The organism is Chloroflexota bacterium, assembly GCA_016875535.1.
In the GTDB taxonomy this organism is placed as follows: Bacteria; Chloroflexota; Dehalococcoidia; order SHYB01; family SHYB01; genus VGPF01.
This window is the reverse complement of record VGPF01000032.1, coordinates 1-14,708: the sequence shown is the minus strand read 5'-3', so window position 1 is coordinate 14,708 and position 14,708 is coordinate 1. Positions and strand designations below refer to the sequence as shown.

The following is a 14,708-nucleotide window of genomic DNA, read 5'->3' as shown; positions in this document are numbered from 1 at the left end:
CGCTAGTGCCTATCTCCCAGGGGAACGAGGCTGGTGACCTTGTCCTTGTGGAGCTCATCCACCTGTTGGGGCGTCAGCTTGAGGAGCTCCTGATAGATGTAGTGGTTGTGCTGGGCATAGAGGGGCGCGGGCATGCGGACGGCGGCAGGCGTCTCCGAAAGCTTCCACGGCATGCCGGGATAGGGAAGGACGCCGACCTCCGGGTGGTCAATCATCATATAGAAGTTGCGGGCATAGAGGTGCGGATCGGCCAGGAGCTCCCGGCCATCCAGGACGGGGGCCGCAGGTATGCCCTTGGCTTGGAGGACATGCATCACTTCGTAGCTATCGCGCTGGGCGGTCCACGCTTCGATGGCGCGATCAATCTCATCGTGATGGGAGCGGCGGCCTTCGGCGTGGGCGAGGTCTTCCCGCGCAAGGAGGTCCTTTGCGCCGATGGCAGCGGCGAGCGTGCGCCATTCTTCGTCCGTGCGGGCGGCGATGACGGCCCAGACATCGGCGCCTGCGCAGCGATAGCACCCCTGTGGCGCAGCCTCTCCGCGGTTGCCGACGGGCGGCGAGATCGTGCCGTTGACGGTGTAGTCGAGGAGATATTCGCCGAGGACGCAGATGGAGGACTCCAGGAGGGAGAGGTCTATGAACTGGCCTTTGCCCGTCTGCGCGCGCTGATGCAGAGCGATGAGGACGGCCAATGCGCCGTGGACGCCGGCGATGGGGTCCCCGTAGAGGCTGCCGGTGCGGTAGAGGTCACCCTTGCCGTAGCCCATGAGGGAGCAGATGCCGGAGAGGGCTTCAATGTTGCTGCCGAAGAAGACGTGGTCGCGATTGGGGCCGGTCATGCCGAGGCCGGTGATGGAGAGCATGACGATGCGCGGGTTGACCCGGCTGAGGACGGCGTAATCGAGGCCGAGGCCCTTCATGACGCGGGCGCTGTTGTTTTCTATGACGACGTCCGACTGCTTGACGAGCTCCTTGAAGAGCTCCTTCCCGCGCGGAGTCGAAAGATCGAGGGAGACATCGAACTTGTTGCGGTTGAGCTTGTTGAAGTAGCCGGAGCGGTTGTAGGGGCGAGCGCGCTTGGTATCGTTCCCGGCCAGGTGGCCGGTGACGCGTGCGGTGCGCATGACGCCTTCGACCTTGATGGAGTCCGCGCCGAGATCGGCGAGGAGGCGTCCGGCCAGGGGGCCTGCCCAATGTGCAGTGACTTCCAGGATGCGGATGCCCGCGAGGGGACCGGACTTTGGGGCGGGGGCGGATTGCGCCGGGCGGGAGCGGCTCGGCGATGGGCGGCCCAGCACCTCAGCCGTGTGCTGACCGAGGGTGGGGGCGATGCTGCGCAGACCCCACGATGCTTCCGACATCTTGAAAGGGGCGCCCGGATAGGCGACCTGGCCCAGGCTGGGATGCGGCTTGGTCGCCAGCCAGCCGCGCGCCTGAAGGTGCTTATCCTTCGCCAGGTCCTCCATGGTGTTCACTGGTGAGAAGGCGAGGCGACGGCTCTGGGCTTCGCGGTAGATCTCTTCCTTGGTGCGCTCGGCACACCAGGGCTTGGACTCTTCATAGACGAGGGCCAAAGTCTTGACGATGGACTTGAGCATCGCCTCCCGGGAGAAGCGCGGGTCCTTGGAAAGCTCGGGCTTGCCGATGAGGTTGAAGACTTCGCCCTGGGAGGGAAAGGGAAGGAAGTGGACGAAACCATCCTTGGCGGGCACGATATCGCCGTTGCCGATGCGCTTCATCAGCTTGCCTTCGTGGGACCACATGACGCTGGTCCAGACATGGTTGGTAAGCATGGCCTCCACTGCGGAGACGTCTATCCACTGGCCCCGGCCAGTGCGGCGGGCATGCCGCAGGGCGGCCATGCAGGCCAGGGCGGCCTGCATGCCGGCGCTGTACTGGCACTGGCGGCCGGGCATCATGAGGGGAGGTCGTTTGGCATCGCCGCCGAAGAACATATAGCCGCCGAGGGCGGAGTCCACGATCTCGGCGGACTGATAGTCGCGATAGGGGCCGGTCTGGCCGAAGTGGGTGATGGAGGCGACGACGAGGGCCGGGTTGACGGCGATGAGCTCGTGATAGCCGAGGCCGCGCTTCGCCATCGCGCCCGGGGGGGCATCTTCGATGACGATATCGGCGGAGGCGGCGAGGGCCTTAGCCTTCTGAACGCCATCGGCGGAGGCGATGTCCAGCACGAGGCTCTTTTTGTTGGCGCCGAGATATTCGAAGAGGATGCTGCGCGCGGGGTCTTGTTTGGCGAACGGGGCCGCCTTGCGCAAAGGAGAGCCGTCGTGAGGCTCGACGATGACGACGTTGGCGCCGTGATCGGCCAGGAGCTTGGCGCAGCAGGCGCCGCCCACATCATGGGAGAAATCGAGGACGGTGATATCGGCGAGGGCAGGCGTAGTCATGGGAGAGGAGTTTACCAGTCTACGGCCTTAGGCAGTCTGCCCTCGTAGCCGGGCGGAGGGGGCGGCAGCTGGGGCGGCCCGGACTCCCGAGAGGGAAGGAGGACGGTGGCGGGACCCTGGGCAGTGGTCTGCCCGCGCTGGTTCTCCGCCCAAACCTCCAGGTCCACGCACTTCACTCCCCGGTCCGTGTATCTCTTGGTCACTTTGCCTTTGACGTAGGTGGTATCGCCGATGTAGTTGAAGCCCTTGATGCGGCTATCGAGCTTCCAGAGCCAGGCGTCGTCGCCCATCCAGTTGGTGACGGCATGGGTGACCCAGCACTGGCGCATGACGCCGAGATCATAGGCGAAGGGGTTGCCGATGCGCTGGGCGTAGGGCTCATCGTAGTGGCAGCGGACGATGGACTCTGGCGCGCCGAAGGCGTTGCGGCTGTAGTTGCCGGGGTGCTTCTTGCGAAACTTATAGGCGATCTTGCCGGTGGCGAGGAGGGACGTGCCGTTGCCGCCAAGGAAGGTGACGATGTCCGTGAGGGTGAGGGGGCCGTGGACGGCTGGCATGAGGAGGTCGCCCTCTTTCACATCTTCCCAGTAGCGGGGCTGGGCGCCGCGGACCTCTTCGCGCTCATAGGCCTCGTCAATCTCCTTCATCATCTCGGGGGTGTACTTTGGGCGCTCGATGGCGAAGTGGGCCTTCTTTTCCGCCGCCGTGGCGCGCTCGGTACGGACGTAGGAGCGATGCCAGAGACAGACGAGCTCGCCGCGCTGGTTGAGGTAGACCTCCCGGTAGCGGGTGATGACGGACTTGACGGCGAACTGGCTGACCTTCTCTTCTACGTCATAGAGGTAGTCTTCTATGGTGAGGCGATCGCTGGGGTAGATGGGGCGATACCATTCGACGGTATCGCCGGCCCAGAAGGCATGGATGCCACGAAGAGCGCCTTCGCCTTTGGCGCGGTCTTCGGCGGATATCTCTTTGATCTCACTCATGCCCATGTTGCGGACGTAGACGGGCGGGGCGATGACGCTTCCCCAGCGGGTCTTCTTGGCGTAGTGGGGATCGGTGAAGAGGGGGTTGTCATCGCCGTAGCTGCGGGCGTAGTTGCGGATGGTGTCAACGGAGGCCCATTCCGTGCGGGGGTCCGTGTGGGGGACGCGGATGCCGATGCGGGCGCGCATCTTCTCCACGCCTTCCGACGTGATCTTGGCGCTGTACTCTCTGTCCTTGTCGCGCTGTTCAGCAGTAGTCACGGGCAACGTTCCTCTAGCCCTTCAGTCTGGGCATGACTTCCTTGGCGAAGAGCCGCATGGAGTTCTTGGCCTTGTTGCCTTCTATGCCTCCGAAGCTAAACCAGCCGACGAAGTTGCCGACGCCAGTTTTCTGGTGGATCTCTTTCAGCTTCCTGGCCACGGTCTCAGGGCTGCCGTAGATATCGCGGTCGCGGAAACTCTCCAAGGGGCTCTGGAAGGTCTTTTCGCTCTCCTTATATTGGGAAAACTGCCCGCCTGCAACGCTGCCGGCCCCCGCGCTCTGGCCAAGGAAGTGCTCGACGAACCAAGCGAGGGGTTTCTGAATCTCCTGCCAGGCTTTATCGTCCGTCTCCGCCACGTAGATGCGGAGGGTCTTGGGGAAGTCCTTCGATGTTGTCTTGATCTGGGCCTCTGGCATCCCTTCTTCCCGAGCGATCTTCTCCCAGATGTTCTGGATGGTGGGGCCGCCCTGCTCAGCAGGCGTGTCCACGCTGCCCCACATGAGGCGGAAGCCGCGGCGGGCGGCTTCGCGCATCTTATCGGGCGTGCTGGTGGCGACGTAGACAGGGGGATGCGGCTTCTGGACGGGTTTGGGGATGACGACGGTGTCTTTGTACGTGAAGTATTTGCCCTTGTAGTTCACCTTGGGCTGGGTCCAGGCCTGGAAGAGAACATCCAGGACTTCCGCAAACATCTCGTTGCCCTGTTCAATCGGGATGTTCATGCCGGAGTACTCGACGGGCTGGTAGCCGCGGCCGACGCCGACATCGAGGCGGCCATCGCTCAAGATGTCCACCATGGCAATCTGCTCGGCGAGGCGGATGGGATTGTGGAAGGGGAGAACGAGGATGGCGGTGCCGATGCGGATGCGTTTGGTCTTAGCGGCGACGTGGGTGGCGTAGAGAAGCGGATCGGCGCAGAGGCCATAGCGATTGAAGTGGTGCTCTGTGATCCAGACTTCGTCGAAGCCGAGATATTCGGCGTACTGCATGATCTCGACATCTTGCTTGAATGTGTCGCGCTCCGACTGCCATTCGGGATTTTCGACGAGCTGGAACGTGCCGAACTTCATGGGTTCCCTCAGCAGGTTCTCCCTGCGCCGTTTGTGTAGCTTTGCCGATGCATCGCTCTGCGGCAACCGCGAGCGGCTAGAAGATGCGTCCTTGGGTGCGTTTCTTGGTTTCAAGCAGGATCATGGTTTGGCTGGAGCGTATGCCATTGAGGGTGTTTAGTCGCTCGGCGAGGAAGCTCCAGAGCTCCGGGAGGCTGCGGACGTTGACCCAGACGTAGAGGTCATGCGGACCGGTGGTAATGCCGACGAACTGGACTTCCGAGAGATTGGCGATCTCCTCGGAGAGCGGGACGGTGTGCTTGGGATCGGTGTTGACGCCGATAAGGGCGGTGACCGTGAAGCCGAACTTGGGCGGATCGAGGACGGCGGAGATCTTGATCCAGCCACCGTCCACAAGAGCCTTGAGGCGACGAGCGACTGTGCTTTCGCTGATGCCGAGGGCCTTGGCGAGGTCCACGTTGGCGGCGCGGCCATCCTTCACGAGCAGGTCAACAAGCTTCAGGTCAATATCATCGAGCGTACGATTTTCAGCTCCATTGATTGATAGTTGCGTCATTGCCCACCTACAGCATATTTTAGGGCGCCCTTTGTATCAGATATGCTGTTTGATGTCAATAAAGACTAGTCTGCCGCTAGATTGCCTCTCACTTATGTGAACCGGCAATAGGAAGGTACCTGGCTTGCAGAAGGGCCGCTCACCGGGCATGATACTGCCCACTTTCCTTTCTACGGTAAAGGAGCGCAGTGAGCACTTATCGGTTCAGCCACATCGGCCTGTGCGTGACGGACCTGATGCGGTCGCGGGAGTTTTACGAGAAGTACCTGGGCTTCAAAGTGAAGCACGAGATACGCCCGGGGATGAGCGAAACGCAGGACAAGTTCCTGGCGCTGAAGAAGGTGGACCTGACGGCGCTCTTCCTGACCAAGAACGGGTTCACGCTGGAGCTGCTGTATTACCATTCGCCGGGGACGGCGCCGAAGGCCACCCGGCCCATCAACCAGCCGGGACTGACGCATATCTCCATGCGGGTGCGCAACCTGGCGAAGCAGCTGGACAGGCTGGAGAAGTCGGGATACACCGTGCTGCGGGAGCGCTCCTACCATACGAACGCCTGCTTTATCCAAGACCCGGACGGCCAGCAGATCGAGCTGCTGGGAATACCGCCGAAGGCTCCGAAGCAGGGGAAGAGGCGCTAGAAGAGACGGTGCCAGAAGCGAATCTCACGTCTTGTATTTCCGGGATGCTGCACCGATACTACAGCCATCCAATTCAGAGACCGCAACTCAGAGGAGGACCCCATGTTTGAAATCCCAAAAAAGCCGTACGGCAAACTTGATCTCATCTCAGCGGACGACCATATCATCGAGCCTGCCGACGTGTGGACGAAACGCGCGCCGACGAAGCTGAAGGAGAAGGCCCCGAAGATCGTGGTGGGGGCTGACGGTGTGGAGATGTGGAAGGTGGAGGACCGGGCAACGCCGAACATCGGGCTCTCCGCCATGGCGGGCAAGTCGTTCGAGGAGTACACCGCCAAGGCGCAGAACTATAGGGACATGCGCTTGGGGTGCTACGACCCAAAGGCGCGGGTGGCTGACATGGACCTGGACGGCGTGAAGACGCAGGTCTGCTTCCCCACGGTGCCGAGCCTTGGCGGTGAGAACTTCTTCAGTATCAACGACCCTGAACTGCGCGACTGGGCGATCGCCACATACAACGACTGGGTAGTCGAAGAGTTTCAGCCGACGGCGCCTGGGCGACTCATCGGTCTCGGCATCCTGCCCCTGTACAACCCCCAGATGGCAGTAAAGGAGTTGAACCGCATCGTGAAGCGAGGCGTGAAGGCCGTCTCCATCCCGTGCTACCTGGAGGGGGCGAAGGACTGCAAATCGTTCGTTGACCCGTGGTACGACCTGGTGTGGTCGGCGTGCGAGGAGATGGACATCGCGATCAACCTGCACATCTCATCGGCGAAGCGAGGCGGCTCGGAGTTCTTGAAGAATCCCCTACCAGGGACTGCGGAGTCATACATCACGTCCGCGCCCTTGAGCAACTTCCAGATACTCTCCGACATCATCTGGACGGGCATGCTGCACCGGCACCCGAAGCTGAAGGTGGTTTCCAGCGAGGGGGGCATCGGCTGGGTGCCGTATTTCCTGGAGCGCGCCGACTACACCTACAACCGCCACCGCTACTGGACGAAGTCGCAGCTTACACAAAAGCCGTCCGAGTATTTCCACCGCCAGTGCTACGTGGCGTTCATCAGCGACGCCGCGGGCGTGGCGTGCCGGCACATGATCGGCATCGATAACCTGCTGTGGGAGTCCGACTACCCGCACACGGACACGACATGGCCCTACAGCCATAAGAGCGTCGAGCAATCGCTGCCCGGGGTGCCCGAGCACGAGCGGCGCAAGATCGTGTTCGAGAACTCGCAGCGCATCTATCACTTGAACTAGACGGGCGAGTTTCCATCGGCTTTCCCCTGAGCGGCCCAGACGCGGCACCGCGATAGAGTCATATCTTTCATTCGAGGAGGATGGGGTGACGCACAAGAAGAGCTTCCCGGTGTTCGATTGCGACGCGCACATCAACGATCCGTTCGAGATATGGGACTACGTGGAGCCGGAGTACCGCGACTTGGTGAAGCGCTCCTACTGGAAGGACGCGAAACACGCGGTGCTGAACGGGCGGACGGAGGTAATCGGCGGGGCGAACTCCGAGTTCCCGACGTTCAACCCAATCTGCATCGCGGGGCCAGGCTTCAACAAGAAGATCATCCGGAAGCTGGGCCAGATGCCGCTGACGCCGGAGCAGGCGGACTACGTGGAGCACAAGGGGGCAAAGGACCCCCGTGCCCGGGTCAAAGAGATGGATCTGATGGGGATAGACCAGGTGCTGGTGATCCCGACGATGATGGTGGCACACCTGCCGTTCGTGGAGAGCATCGAGGGAGCGGCGGCCTTCTGCCGGGCGTATAACAACTGGTCGCTGGACTGGTGCAAGCAGGCGCCGGGGCGGCTGTACGCGGCGGCAGCGCTGCCGGTGCAGAGTCCGGGGGCGGCGGCTGAGGAGATCAAGCGCGCCTCCAAGCTGGGCATCAAAGTGGGGCTTATCCGCCCGATAGACGCGCGGGGGAGCTACCCGAACCGCCTGGTGCGAACGGCGGACGCGGCAAGTGTGGCGACGTACGACCTGGTGTTCCGCACGTTCCAGGAGACGGGCATGGTGCTGGGGATGCACGCCTTTCCAACACCCCCTTCCGAGCCGAGCGCCACGATGGTGACGCCGGGCGAGATGCTGATGCGCGCAGGGGAAGGGGCAGTGCGCGCGCCGGATACGCAGACGATGAGTTTCATCTACGAAGGGATGACATGGCTGGCGCAGGTCTTCCTTTCCGGCTTCCTGGACCGCTATCCGAAGCTGAAAATGGCGATCTTTGAGTGCAACGCCACCTGGCTACCGCCGCTTCTGGACCACTGCGACCGGCTGTTCAAGCTCTACCGCCAGGAGAGACTCTTCCCCGCGAAGCGGCTGCCGAGCGAGGCCTTTGAGGAGCAGTGCGTCATCTCCTTCGAATCGGACGAGACGCCGGTCTTCCGCCAGTGGGACCGCTTCCAGAAGGTGGGCATCTGGGCGTCAGACGCCTATCACCATGACGCGGCGGACGCCTGGAGCGGCATCAAGGAGATGGAGGAGGCGGGCGTGCCCCTCGCGGTGCAGAAGCGGCTGATGGGCGAGAACGCATGCCGGATGTACGGCATCGAGCAGAAGCTCTTTGTGACGGAGGCGCCTTCGGTGATCGAGCGGCCGGCGTGGTTCCCGAAGAGCGAAGACCTGGAGCAGTGGTGGGAGAGAGAGGCCTATCCGCGCGGACGCCATCACCACGTGAAGCGCTAACCGCGCAGGAGACGACCATGACCACCGCAACAGCAACAACAGTCTTCGACAGCTGCAGCTACATCCTGGAGCCGGCTGCCATCTGGGAGCAGCACCTGGATGCCGCGTACCGAGTCGCCGCGCGCTCGGCCTTCTACTTCAATCTCGACGCCTCGGGCGTTATCACGACGATCCTGAACGGCAGATCGGCCAAGCCGATGAACTCCAGCCGCATCTTCCGGCAGGCGATCTGGCGGCCCGGGATGACGCCGGAGCAGATCGGCGACCTGGACCCGCGAGCCTTCCACCCCATCAACCCCGGGGCGTGGGATGCAGCGGCGCGCCTGAAGGACATGGACGCCATGGGAGTGAAGCAAGCGCTTCTCTTTCCGACGACGTTCGCGGAGTATTTCCCGCTTGTGGAGAATCCCGACCTGGCCCATGCGCTGGCGCGGGCGTACAACGATTGGATCGCCGACTTCGCCAAGGTGAACAGCCAGCGTCTCTTCCCGGTGGCCGTCCTCCCCGTCCAGGATACGGGCTTTGCCCTGGCAGAGCTGCGGCGCATCGCGAAGAGCGGCTTCAAGGCGGTGTTCATCCGTCCCGCCTATTACGGCGGCGGTTTCTTGAGCCACAAGCGGTACACCGCGCTCTGGCAGGAGCTGGAGGGATCGGGCATCGCCGCGTTCATCCACGCTTCGCCCGGGAGCACAAATGCCGAGTGGACGTCCACCGGGCCTTACGTGGAGCGCGTGGCGCTGAAGATGGCGATCGGCCATAACGTAGCGGAGGCGGTTGCGCTGGCGATGGACAATGCCGCGGCGCTGACGGCCTTCGCATTCTGCGGGCATATGGAGGAGTATCCGAAGCTGAAGCTGGCCTTCGCAGGGGCGGGAGCTTCACTTATCCCGCTGACGCTGGAGAAATCGGAGACGTACCTGACGGTTGCGAGCTACATCCGGGATGTGAGCCTGGAGCCGGAGCATATCTTTGTGGAGCGGCCTTCGCTGGTGACGTTCGACACATGGGAGAGCACGGTGGCGCGGCTGCACGATGCCTTCAGCCCCTTCGCGGCATGGGGATCGCGCTACCCGCACCACGACGCCTCCACGGCGCATGAGGCAATGGCGATGCTGAAGAAGCACAACGTCCCGGCAGCCGAGACACAGCGCCTGATGAGCGGCAACATCCTGAGCTTTTTGGGCGTGCGGTAAGCCCCGCGATGAAACAGATCGCCATCGGCAATGTGACCATCTCCAACGTCGTGGAGATCGGGCCTATGGAAGCTGATCACAAATACCTGCTGTTGGGCTCGACGCCTGAGGTGCTGGACCGGCATAAGGAGTGGCTGACGCCGCACTTCATGACGCCGGAGCACAAGCTGCTCATGAGCATCCACACGTACATCGTGAAGACGAAGCGGCACACAATCCTGGTGGATATGTGCTTCGGCAACAATAAGCAACGGGGGGCGAACGCGAAGGCCACGAACATGAACACGCCCTACCTAGATAACCTGGCGAAGGCAGGCGCGCCGCCCGATACGGTGGACTATGTGCTGTGCACGCACCTGCACAACGACCATGTGGGTTGGAATACGAAGCTGGTGAACGGGAAGTGGATGCCGACGTTCCCCAAGGCGAAATATCTGATGTCGAAAAAGGAGTACGGTTACTGGAAGGAGCGCAAAGAGGGCGACTTCAGCTACGACTCTTTTGTGGACAGCGTGCTGCCAGTGGTGGAATCGGGACAGGCAATGATGGTGGAGAGCGATTTTGTCATAGAGGACGAGGTGCGGCTGGAATCCGCGGCGGGGCATACGCCGGGGCAGGTCTCGCTGAAGGTGAACTCGAAGCGGCGAGAGGCGGTGCTGTGCGGCGATCTGATGCACCACCCGGCGCAAATCGGCGAGCCGGACTGGAATATCCCGTATGACGTGGACCCGCCGGGGACGCGGCAGGCGCGTCGGGATTTCTTCAAGAGGTATGCGGACACGGGGGCATTCATCCTGCCCGCGCACTTCGCCGACCCAACGGTTGGGCAGATCGTGAGCAAGGGGCATGGGTGGATGTGGCGACCGTACTTTGGGGATTGAGGGAACAGGAGACCTCACCCTGGCTCTCTCCCGGACGCTCCGATAAATCGGAGCTGGGAGAGGGTAGGGGCGCAATGATGCGCCCGGTGGGGAGGGGCGCTCCGGTGCGGCCCCGATGCAACATGCGGGGTGAGGACACACACGGTCCGAGCAGTCCGGACTCGTAGGAACGAGAGTCCTTCGGAAAGGGACCGCGTTCGTCCGATGGAATCGGACCACCCCTACGCAGATTCGGGTTGCAGGGCAACTCGGACGGCGTAGGCCCGTTCGTCGTGGCGATTCGGCATCGCCGCTTCTTAGGGCGACGGAGGGGGAGACCCTATGCGTTATCCCGGTCTTCCGAATCCATGAGGCCCTTTGCAAGGGTCATGAGGCGTTCGGAGCGCTCCTTGCCGACCTGCTTGGATGAGAGATAGTGCCCCAGGAGCTGAAGGGGCGTTTGCTGCTCAAGGGAAAGGGCGCCGAGTCGCGGGCGGGATGTGCGTTCCACATCGCGGGTGATGGCGGCGATAGCGTGCGCGCCGTGGCGTTCCACGGCTTGGCGAATCTCGCGCTCGCGGAGCATGGCTGCGAGGGACGCGGGGAGCTTGATGTGGAGACGGACGATGGCATCGGCTATATGATGGCGCTCTATGGCCTGGACGACGGTTAATGTTGGGTCCAGATCGTTCTCCAGAAGGGTCACGTCTATCGTGACGAAGGCTCGAGCCTGGACAGGATGGAAATCGAGCTTGGCAACGCGTTCGCCTAACGGCCTCGCAGCATCAAGCTCGACGATGTAGAAGCCCTTCGCTTCGTGATCTTCTTCGCCGAAGTCTATGCGCTGGAGGCTGCCGGGATAAAGCATCGGCGGGCGCTGGCTCAACTCCTGTCGGTGGTGGATGTGGCCAAGGCCGACGTAATCGGCAGGCAGGGCCGTGAGGGTGCTTTGCATGAGGACATGGTCGTAGCCGATCATCATGGAGCGTTCGGTGCCGAGCTTTGCGGTGCCGACGGTAACGTGGGCGGCAACGATGGCAGGAGTGGAGCGGTCGAGCTCATCGGCGGCGGCCTGGATGGCATTGGTGAGCTTCTGCTCGAGCAGTTTGTTGATCTGCTCGAAGGGGAGGTTACGGACGTCATCGCGGGCGAGGAAGGCGCTACGCCGAATCCAGGGGATGGCGAGCACTTGCAGGGGGCCAGCCCGGGTCTTCACGCGGTAGACATCCAGCCGATCGGTGACGGTGACGTTGGGGACGTTGAGGGTGTCGAATATCTCGATGGAGTTGGCCTTGTAGGAGGCGTGCGGGAGATCGTGGTTGCCGACGAGTAGGACCACGGGGATGCCTGAAGCGGCGAGCCGGGCGATGCGTTTAGCGAACTCGCGTTGGTGGGTCTGAGTAGGCTCGCGATTCTTATAGGCATCGCCGGTGAAGAGGAGGAGGTCCACCTTGTGCTGGATGGCATAGGCGACGACCTCATCGAAGGCGCAGAGGAAATCGAGGAGCCGGGTAGAGTAGCCGAGGTAGGGCTTGCGGTCTTCGCCGGGGGCAAAGGTCGGGGGCAGGCGCTCGATATCGACTTCGGCGGCGGGCCGCCCGTAGGTCTCAATCCCGATGTGGATATCGGAGACGTGCAAAATGCGCATAGCGGGCCGCCTGCGGAGGGATCGCGCTTAGTTGGGCTGGCTCATGGGACGAAAGACCATCTCCGGCGTGCGGCCCATGTCTATCAACTCGATGAGCATATCGCCTCGGATGCGATAGACCTGCTCGTGACTCTGGGCGCGGGTGTCTACGGTGATGGGGGTGATGAGGACGGTGGCGAGGCCACCCTTGGGAGCGACGATTTCCGCCTTGTAGGGCTTTTCGGCGAGAGTCTTGAGGTGATTGACGATGGGATCAACGCCGGTCTTTTCGCCCCCGTGCGTGCGCAGGAGGGCCTTGGGGTGGATCAAGGCCGCAACAGGCTGGTAGTCGCCCGTCTCGCGGGCCTTCTGGACGCGGCGAAGGAATTCGACGAGGAAGTCAATATCGCGAGTCTGCTGTGCGCGGGGGAAGACCATCGAGAACCTCTTGTGGAAAGTGGGGATAGTATAGCAGTGCGGGCGACCCCAGGCGAGGCGAGGGGCAGGGGAGAGAAAGGAGCCATCTATCCACAGAGGACACAGAGAGCACAGATTTTTGAAGGTAAAGAGCGAGCGTCACGGGAACACAAATAGAGGGGGAGGAAGACCAACGGTGATCTTATGGCGATGAGGGCTTGCGGTTCAGGTAGTGCTCTACCAGGCTGAAGAGGGCCTCCGCCGTTTTTTCCTTGAAGCCGATGCGGTCGGTGGTCCAGACGCTGCGCTCGACGAGCTCATAGCCGTCCTTGGTGGAGATGGCCATGAAGACGGTGCCGACGGGCTTACCCGGTGAGCCGTGGGAGGGCCCGGCGATGCCGGTTTCGGCGACGCCGATATCGGCCTGCATGAGGGCGCGTACGCCCTGGGCCATGGCGAGAGCCGTCTGCGCGCTGACGGAGCCAGCCTCCTTTAGCACATGCTCCGGGACTTTCAGCACGTGCATCTTGGGCTGGTTGCTATAGGCGACGACGCCACCGATGAAGTATTTCGACGAGCCGGGGATATTGTTGAGCAGATGGCCGACATAGCCGCCTGTGGTGGATTCGGCAACGGCGATGCGCTTGCCGGCGGCGATGAGTGCCTGGGCGACGCGCTCCTCCTTGGTCATAGGCACGGCCCTAGGCGGCAGAGGCCATCGCCCGGAGGCGAGCGACGCGCTCTTTGATGGGAGGATGGGTGGCAAAGAGGTTGTTCATGCTGCTCTCCTGGCCCTTTATGGGGTTGGCGATGTAGAGGTGAGCTGTGCCCTTGGTGGCGACCTCTAGCGGCTCAGTGTCGTTCGTAATCTTCTCTAGAGCGCCGGCGAGGCCGGCAGGGTAGCGGGTGAGGAGGGCGCTAGAGGCATCGGCGAGAAATTCACGCTGGCGGGCGATCGCGAACTGGATGACCTGGGCGGCGATGGGAGCAAGGATGAGGGCGACGATGGCGAGGACGAGGACAACCGCACCGGCCGAGCCTTCGCCCTTCCCTTTATAGCGCGTGCGGCGGCCTGCGCCGTACCAGGTGTAGCGAAGCATGACATCGGCCAGGACGGCGATGAAGCCGACGAAGACGGCGACCATGACCATCAAGCGCGTATCAAAGTTGCGGATGTGGGAGATCTCGTGGGCGATGACGCCCTCAAGCTCAAGCTTGCTCAGCTTCTGCAGAAGGCCGGTGGTGACGGCCACGGAGGCGTGGGCCGGGTCGCGCCCGGTGGCGAAGGCGTTGGGCGCGGTATCGTTAATGATGTAGACCTTGGGCATAGGGATGCCGGCGGCGATGGAGATGTTCTCCACGGTGCGATAGAGCTCAAGATGCTCCTGCCTTTTCGCTTCCCTAGCTTCCGAGATGCCGAGGACGATGCGATCCGACGCGCGATAGAGCCAGAGGGCGAGGAGGAGAGCAAAAGCCGTGAGCACGAGAGAGACGACGCCTGCCGGAGCGACCGGCAGGCCGAGGACGATGCCCACGGCGAAGGCAATGAGGCCGATGAGCAGAACGAAGGCCGCAATGAAGAGCGCCGTCTTGCGACGGTTCTCTTCGATAGCGGTGTAGATATTCAGGGAGCTAGTTGGTGAACTTGACCTGGACATCGGCACGCGCCGCTTCCTCTGCCTCGAAATAGCCCTCTTCTTTGAAGCCGAACATTCGCGCGACGAAGACGGCGGGGAAGACCTGAATCTTGGTGTTCAGGTCGCGGACGTTGGTGTTGTAGAACTGGCGCGCATAGGCAATCTTGGCCTCCAAGTCTGAGAGCTCGCCCTGGAGCTGGAGAAGGTTTTGGTTGGCTTTCAGCTCGGGATAGGCCTCTGCGACGGCGAAGAGGCTCTTCAGCGCGCCAGTGAGCATGTTGTCCGCCTGAGCGGCCTGCTGAGGCGTGCCTGCAGACATGAGGGCAGCGCGGGCCTTGGTGACATTCTA

At 62.4% G+C, this 14,708-nt stretch carries 13 protein-coding genes and 1 pseudogene; 5 read left to right on the top strand and 9 right to left on the bottom strand.

Features of this window, described 5'->3' with window-relative positions; genetic code table 11:
• Positions 1-2: 2 nt before the first annotated feature.
• From FJ039_09170 to FJ039_09155, 4 genes are all read right to left on the bottom strand, one after another.
• A complete protein-coding gene (locus tag FJ039_09170; GenBank protein MBM4406331.1) occupies positions 3-2,408 on the bottom strand; it encodes a CoA transferase in 2,406 nt (801 codons plus the stop codon).
• A gap of 11 nt (positions 2,409-2,419) precedes the next feature.
• On the bottom strand, positions 2,420-3,655 hold the full coding sequence (locus tag FJ039_09165) for an acyl dehydratase (GenBank protein MBM4406330.1): 1,236 nt from the start codon (positions 3,653-3,655) through the stop codon (positions 2,420-2,422).
• Positions 3,656-3,668: 13 nt separating this feature from the next.
• Entirely contained in the window at positions 3,669-4,727 is a 1,059-nt protein-coding gene (locus tag FJ039_09160) for an LLM class flavin-dependent oxidoreductase (protein ID MBM4406329.1), read from the bottom strand.
• A gap of 76 nt (positions 4,728-4,803) precedes the next feature.
• Complete coding sequence (locus FJ039_09155) at positions 4,804-5,283, bottom strand: Lrp/AsnC family transcriptional regulator (GenBank protein MBM4406328.1); 480 nt, start codon at positions 5,281-5,283, stop codon at positions 4,804-4,806.
• Between the two features lie 188 nt (positions 5,284-5,471).
• Here FJ039_09155 and FJ039_09150 point away from each other — a divergent pair, with 188 nt between their 5' ends.
• From FJ039_09150 to FJ039_09130, 5 genes are all read left to right on the top strand, one after another.
• Positions 5,472-5,924 (top strand): VOC family protein, encoded by a 453-nt coding sequence (locus FJ039_09150; protein MBM4406327.1) that lies wholly within the window; start codon positions 5,472-5,474, stop codon positions 5,922-5,924.
• Positions 5,925-6,026: 102 nt separating this feature from the next.
• Positions 6,027-7,184: an amidohydrolase gene (locus FJ039_09145; protein ID MBM4406326.1), complete on the top strand. Its 1,158-nt coding sequence runs from the start codon at positions 6,027-6,029 to the stop codon at positions 7,182-7,184.
• A 52-nt stretch (positions 7,185-7,236) separates the two neighbouring features.
• A complete protein-coding gene (locus tag FJ039_09140) occupies positions 7,237-8,625 on the top strand; it encodes a hypothetical protein (GenBank protein MBM4406325.1) in 1,389 nt (462 codons plus the stop codon).
• Positions 8,472-9,818 carry a hypothetical protein gene (locus FJ039_09135; GenBank protein MBM4406324.1) on the top strand — a complete coding sequence of 449 codons (1,347 nt, stop codon included), beginning with the start codon at positions 8,472-8,474 and terminating at the stop codon, positions 9,816-9,818. The genes FJ039_09140 and FJ039_09135 overlap by 154 nt, the downstream gene beginning before the upstream one ends.
• An 8-nt stretch (positions 9,819-9,826) precedes the next feature.
• Positions 9,827-10,699 carry an MBL fold metallo-hydrolase gene (locus tag FJ039_09130; GenBank protein ID MBM4406323.1) on the top strand — a complete coding sequence of 291 codons (873 nt, stop codon included), beginning with the start codon at positions 9,827-9,829 and terminating at the stop codon, positions 10,697-10,699.
• 319 nt (positions 10,700-11,018) lie between these two features.
• Here the strand turns inward: FJ039_09130 and FJ039_09125 are convergent, their stop codons facing one another.
• The 5 genes and pseudogenes from FJ039_09125 to FJ039_09105 all read right to left on the bottom strand — a co-directional run bounded on the left by FJ039_09125 (position 11,019) and on the right by FJ039_09105 (position 14,702).
• Positions 11,019-12,326, bottom strand: coding sequence for an exonuclease SbcCD subunit D (locus tag FJ039_09125; protein ID MBM4406322.1), 1,308 nt, complete (start codon positions 12,324-12,326; stop codon positions 11,019-11,021).
• Positions 12,327-12,353: 27 nt separating this feature from the next.
• Complete coding sequence (locus FJ039_09120) at positions 12,354-12,743, bottom strand: hypothetical protein (GenBank protein ID MBM4406321.1); 390 nt, start codon at positions 12,741-12,743, stop codon at positions 12,354-12,356.
• A 181-nt stretch (positions 12,744-12,924) separates the two neighbouring features.
• Positions 12,925-13,413, bottom strand: coding sequence for a CinA family protein (locus FJ039_09115; GenBank protein ID MBM4406320.1), 489 nt, complete (start codon positions 13,411-13,413; stop codon positions 12,925-12,927).
• A gap of 10 nt (positions 13,414-13,423) precedes the next feature.
• Positions 13,424-14,380 carry a M48 family metallopeptidase gene (locus FJ039_09110; GenBank protein MBM4406319.1) on the bottom strand — a complete coding sequence of 319 codons (957 nt, stop codon included), beginning with the start codon at positions 14,378-14,380 and terminating at the stop codon, positions 13,424-13,426.
• A pseudogene (locus FJ039_09105) lies at positions 14,355-14,702 on the bottom strand (LemA family protein). Before FJ039_09105 ends, FJ039_09110 begins: the two are co-directional and overlap by 26 nt.
• Positions 14,703-14,708: the final 6 nt, after the last annotated feature.

What these genes read in the sequence shown, in the direction of transcription:
- FJ039_09155 (MBM4406328.1), bottom strand. Translation starts at nt 5,283, where the DNA reads ATGACGCAACTATCAATCAATGGAGCTGAAAATCGTACGCTCGATGAT.
- FJ039_09160 (MBM4406329.1), bottom strand. Translation starts at nt 4,727, where the DNA reads ATGAAGTTCGGCACGTTCCAGCTCGTCGAAAATCCCGAATGGCAGTCG.
- FJ039_09115 (MBM4406320.1), bottom strand. Translation starts at nt 13,413, where the DNA reads ATGACCAAGGAGGAGCGCGTCGCCCAGGCACTCATCGCCGCCGGCAAG.
- FJ039_09120 (MBM4406321.1), bottom strand. Translation starts at nt 12,743, where the DNA reads ATGGTCTTCCCCCGCGCACAGCAGACTCGCGATATTGACTTCCTCGTC.
- FJ039_09135 (MBM4406324.1), top strand. Translation starts at nt 8,472, where the DNA reads ATGCCGGATGTACGGCATCGAGCAGAAGCTCTTTGTGACGGAGGCGCC.
- FJ039_09170 (MBM4406331.1), bottom strand. Translation starts at nt 2,408, where the DNA reads ATGACTACGCCTGCCCTCGCCGATATCACCGTCCTCGATTTCTCCCAT.
- FJ039_09130 (MBM4406323.1), top strand. Translation starts at nt 9,827, where the DNA reads ATGAAACAGATCGCCATCGGCAATGTGACCATCTCCAACGTCGTGGAG.
- FJ039_09125 (MBM4406322.1), bottom strand. Translation starts at nt 12,326, where the DNA reads ATGCGCATTTTGCACGTCTCCGATATCCACATCGGGATTGAGACCTAC.
- FJ039_09145 (MBM4406326.1), top strand. Translation starts at nt 6,027, where the DNA reads ATGTTTGAAATCCCAAAAAAGCCGTACGGCAAACTTGATCTCATCTCA.
- FJ039_09110 (MBM4406319.1), bottom strand. Translation starts at nt 14,380, where the DNA reads ATGTCCAGGTCAAGTTCACCAACTAGCTCCCTGAATATCTACACCGCT.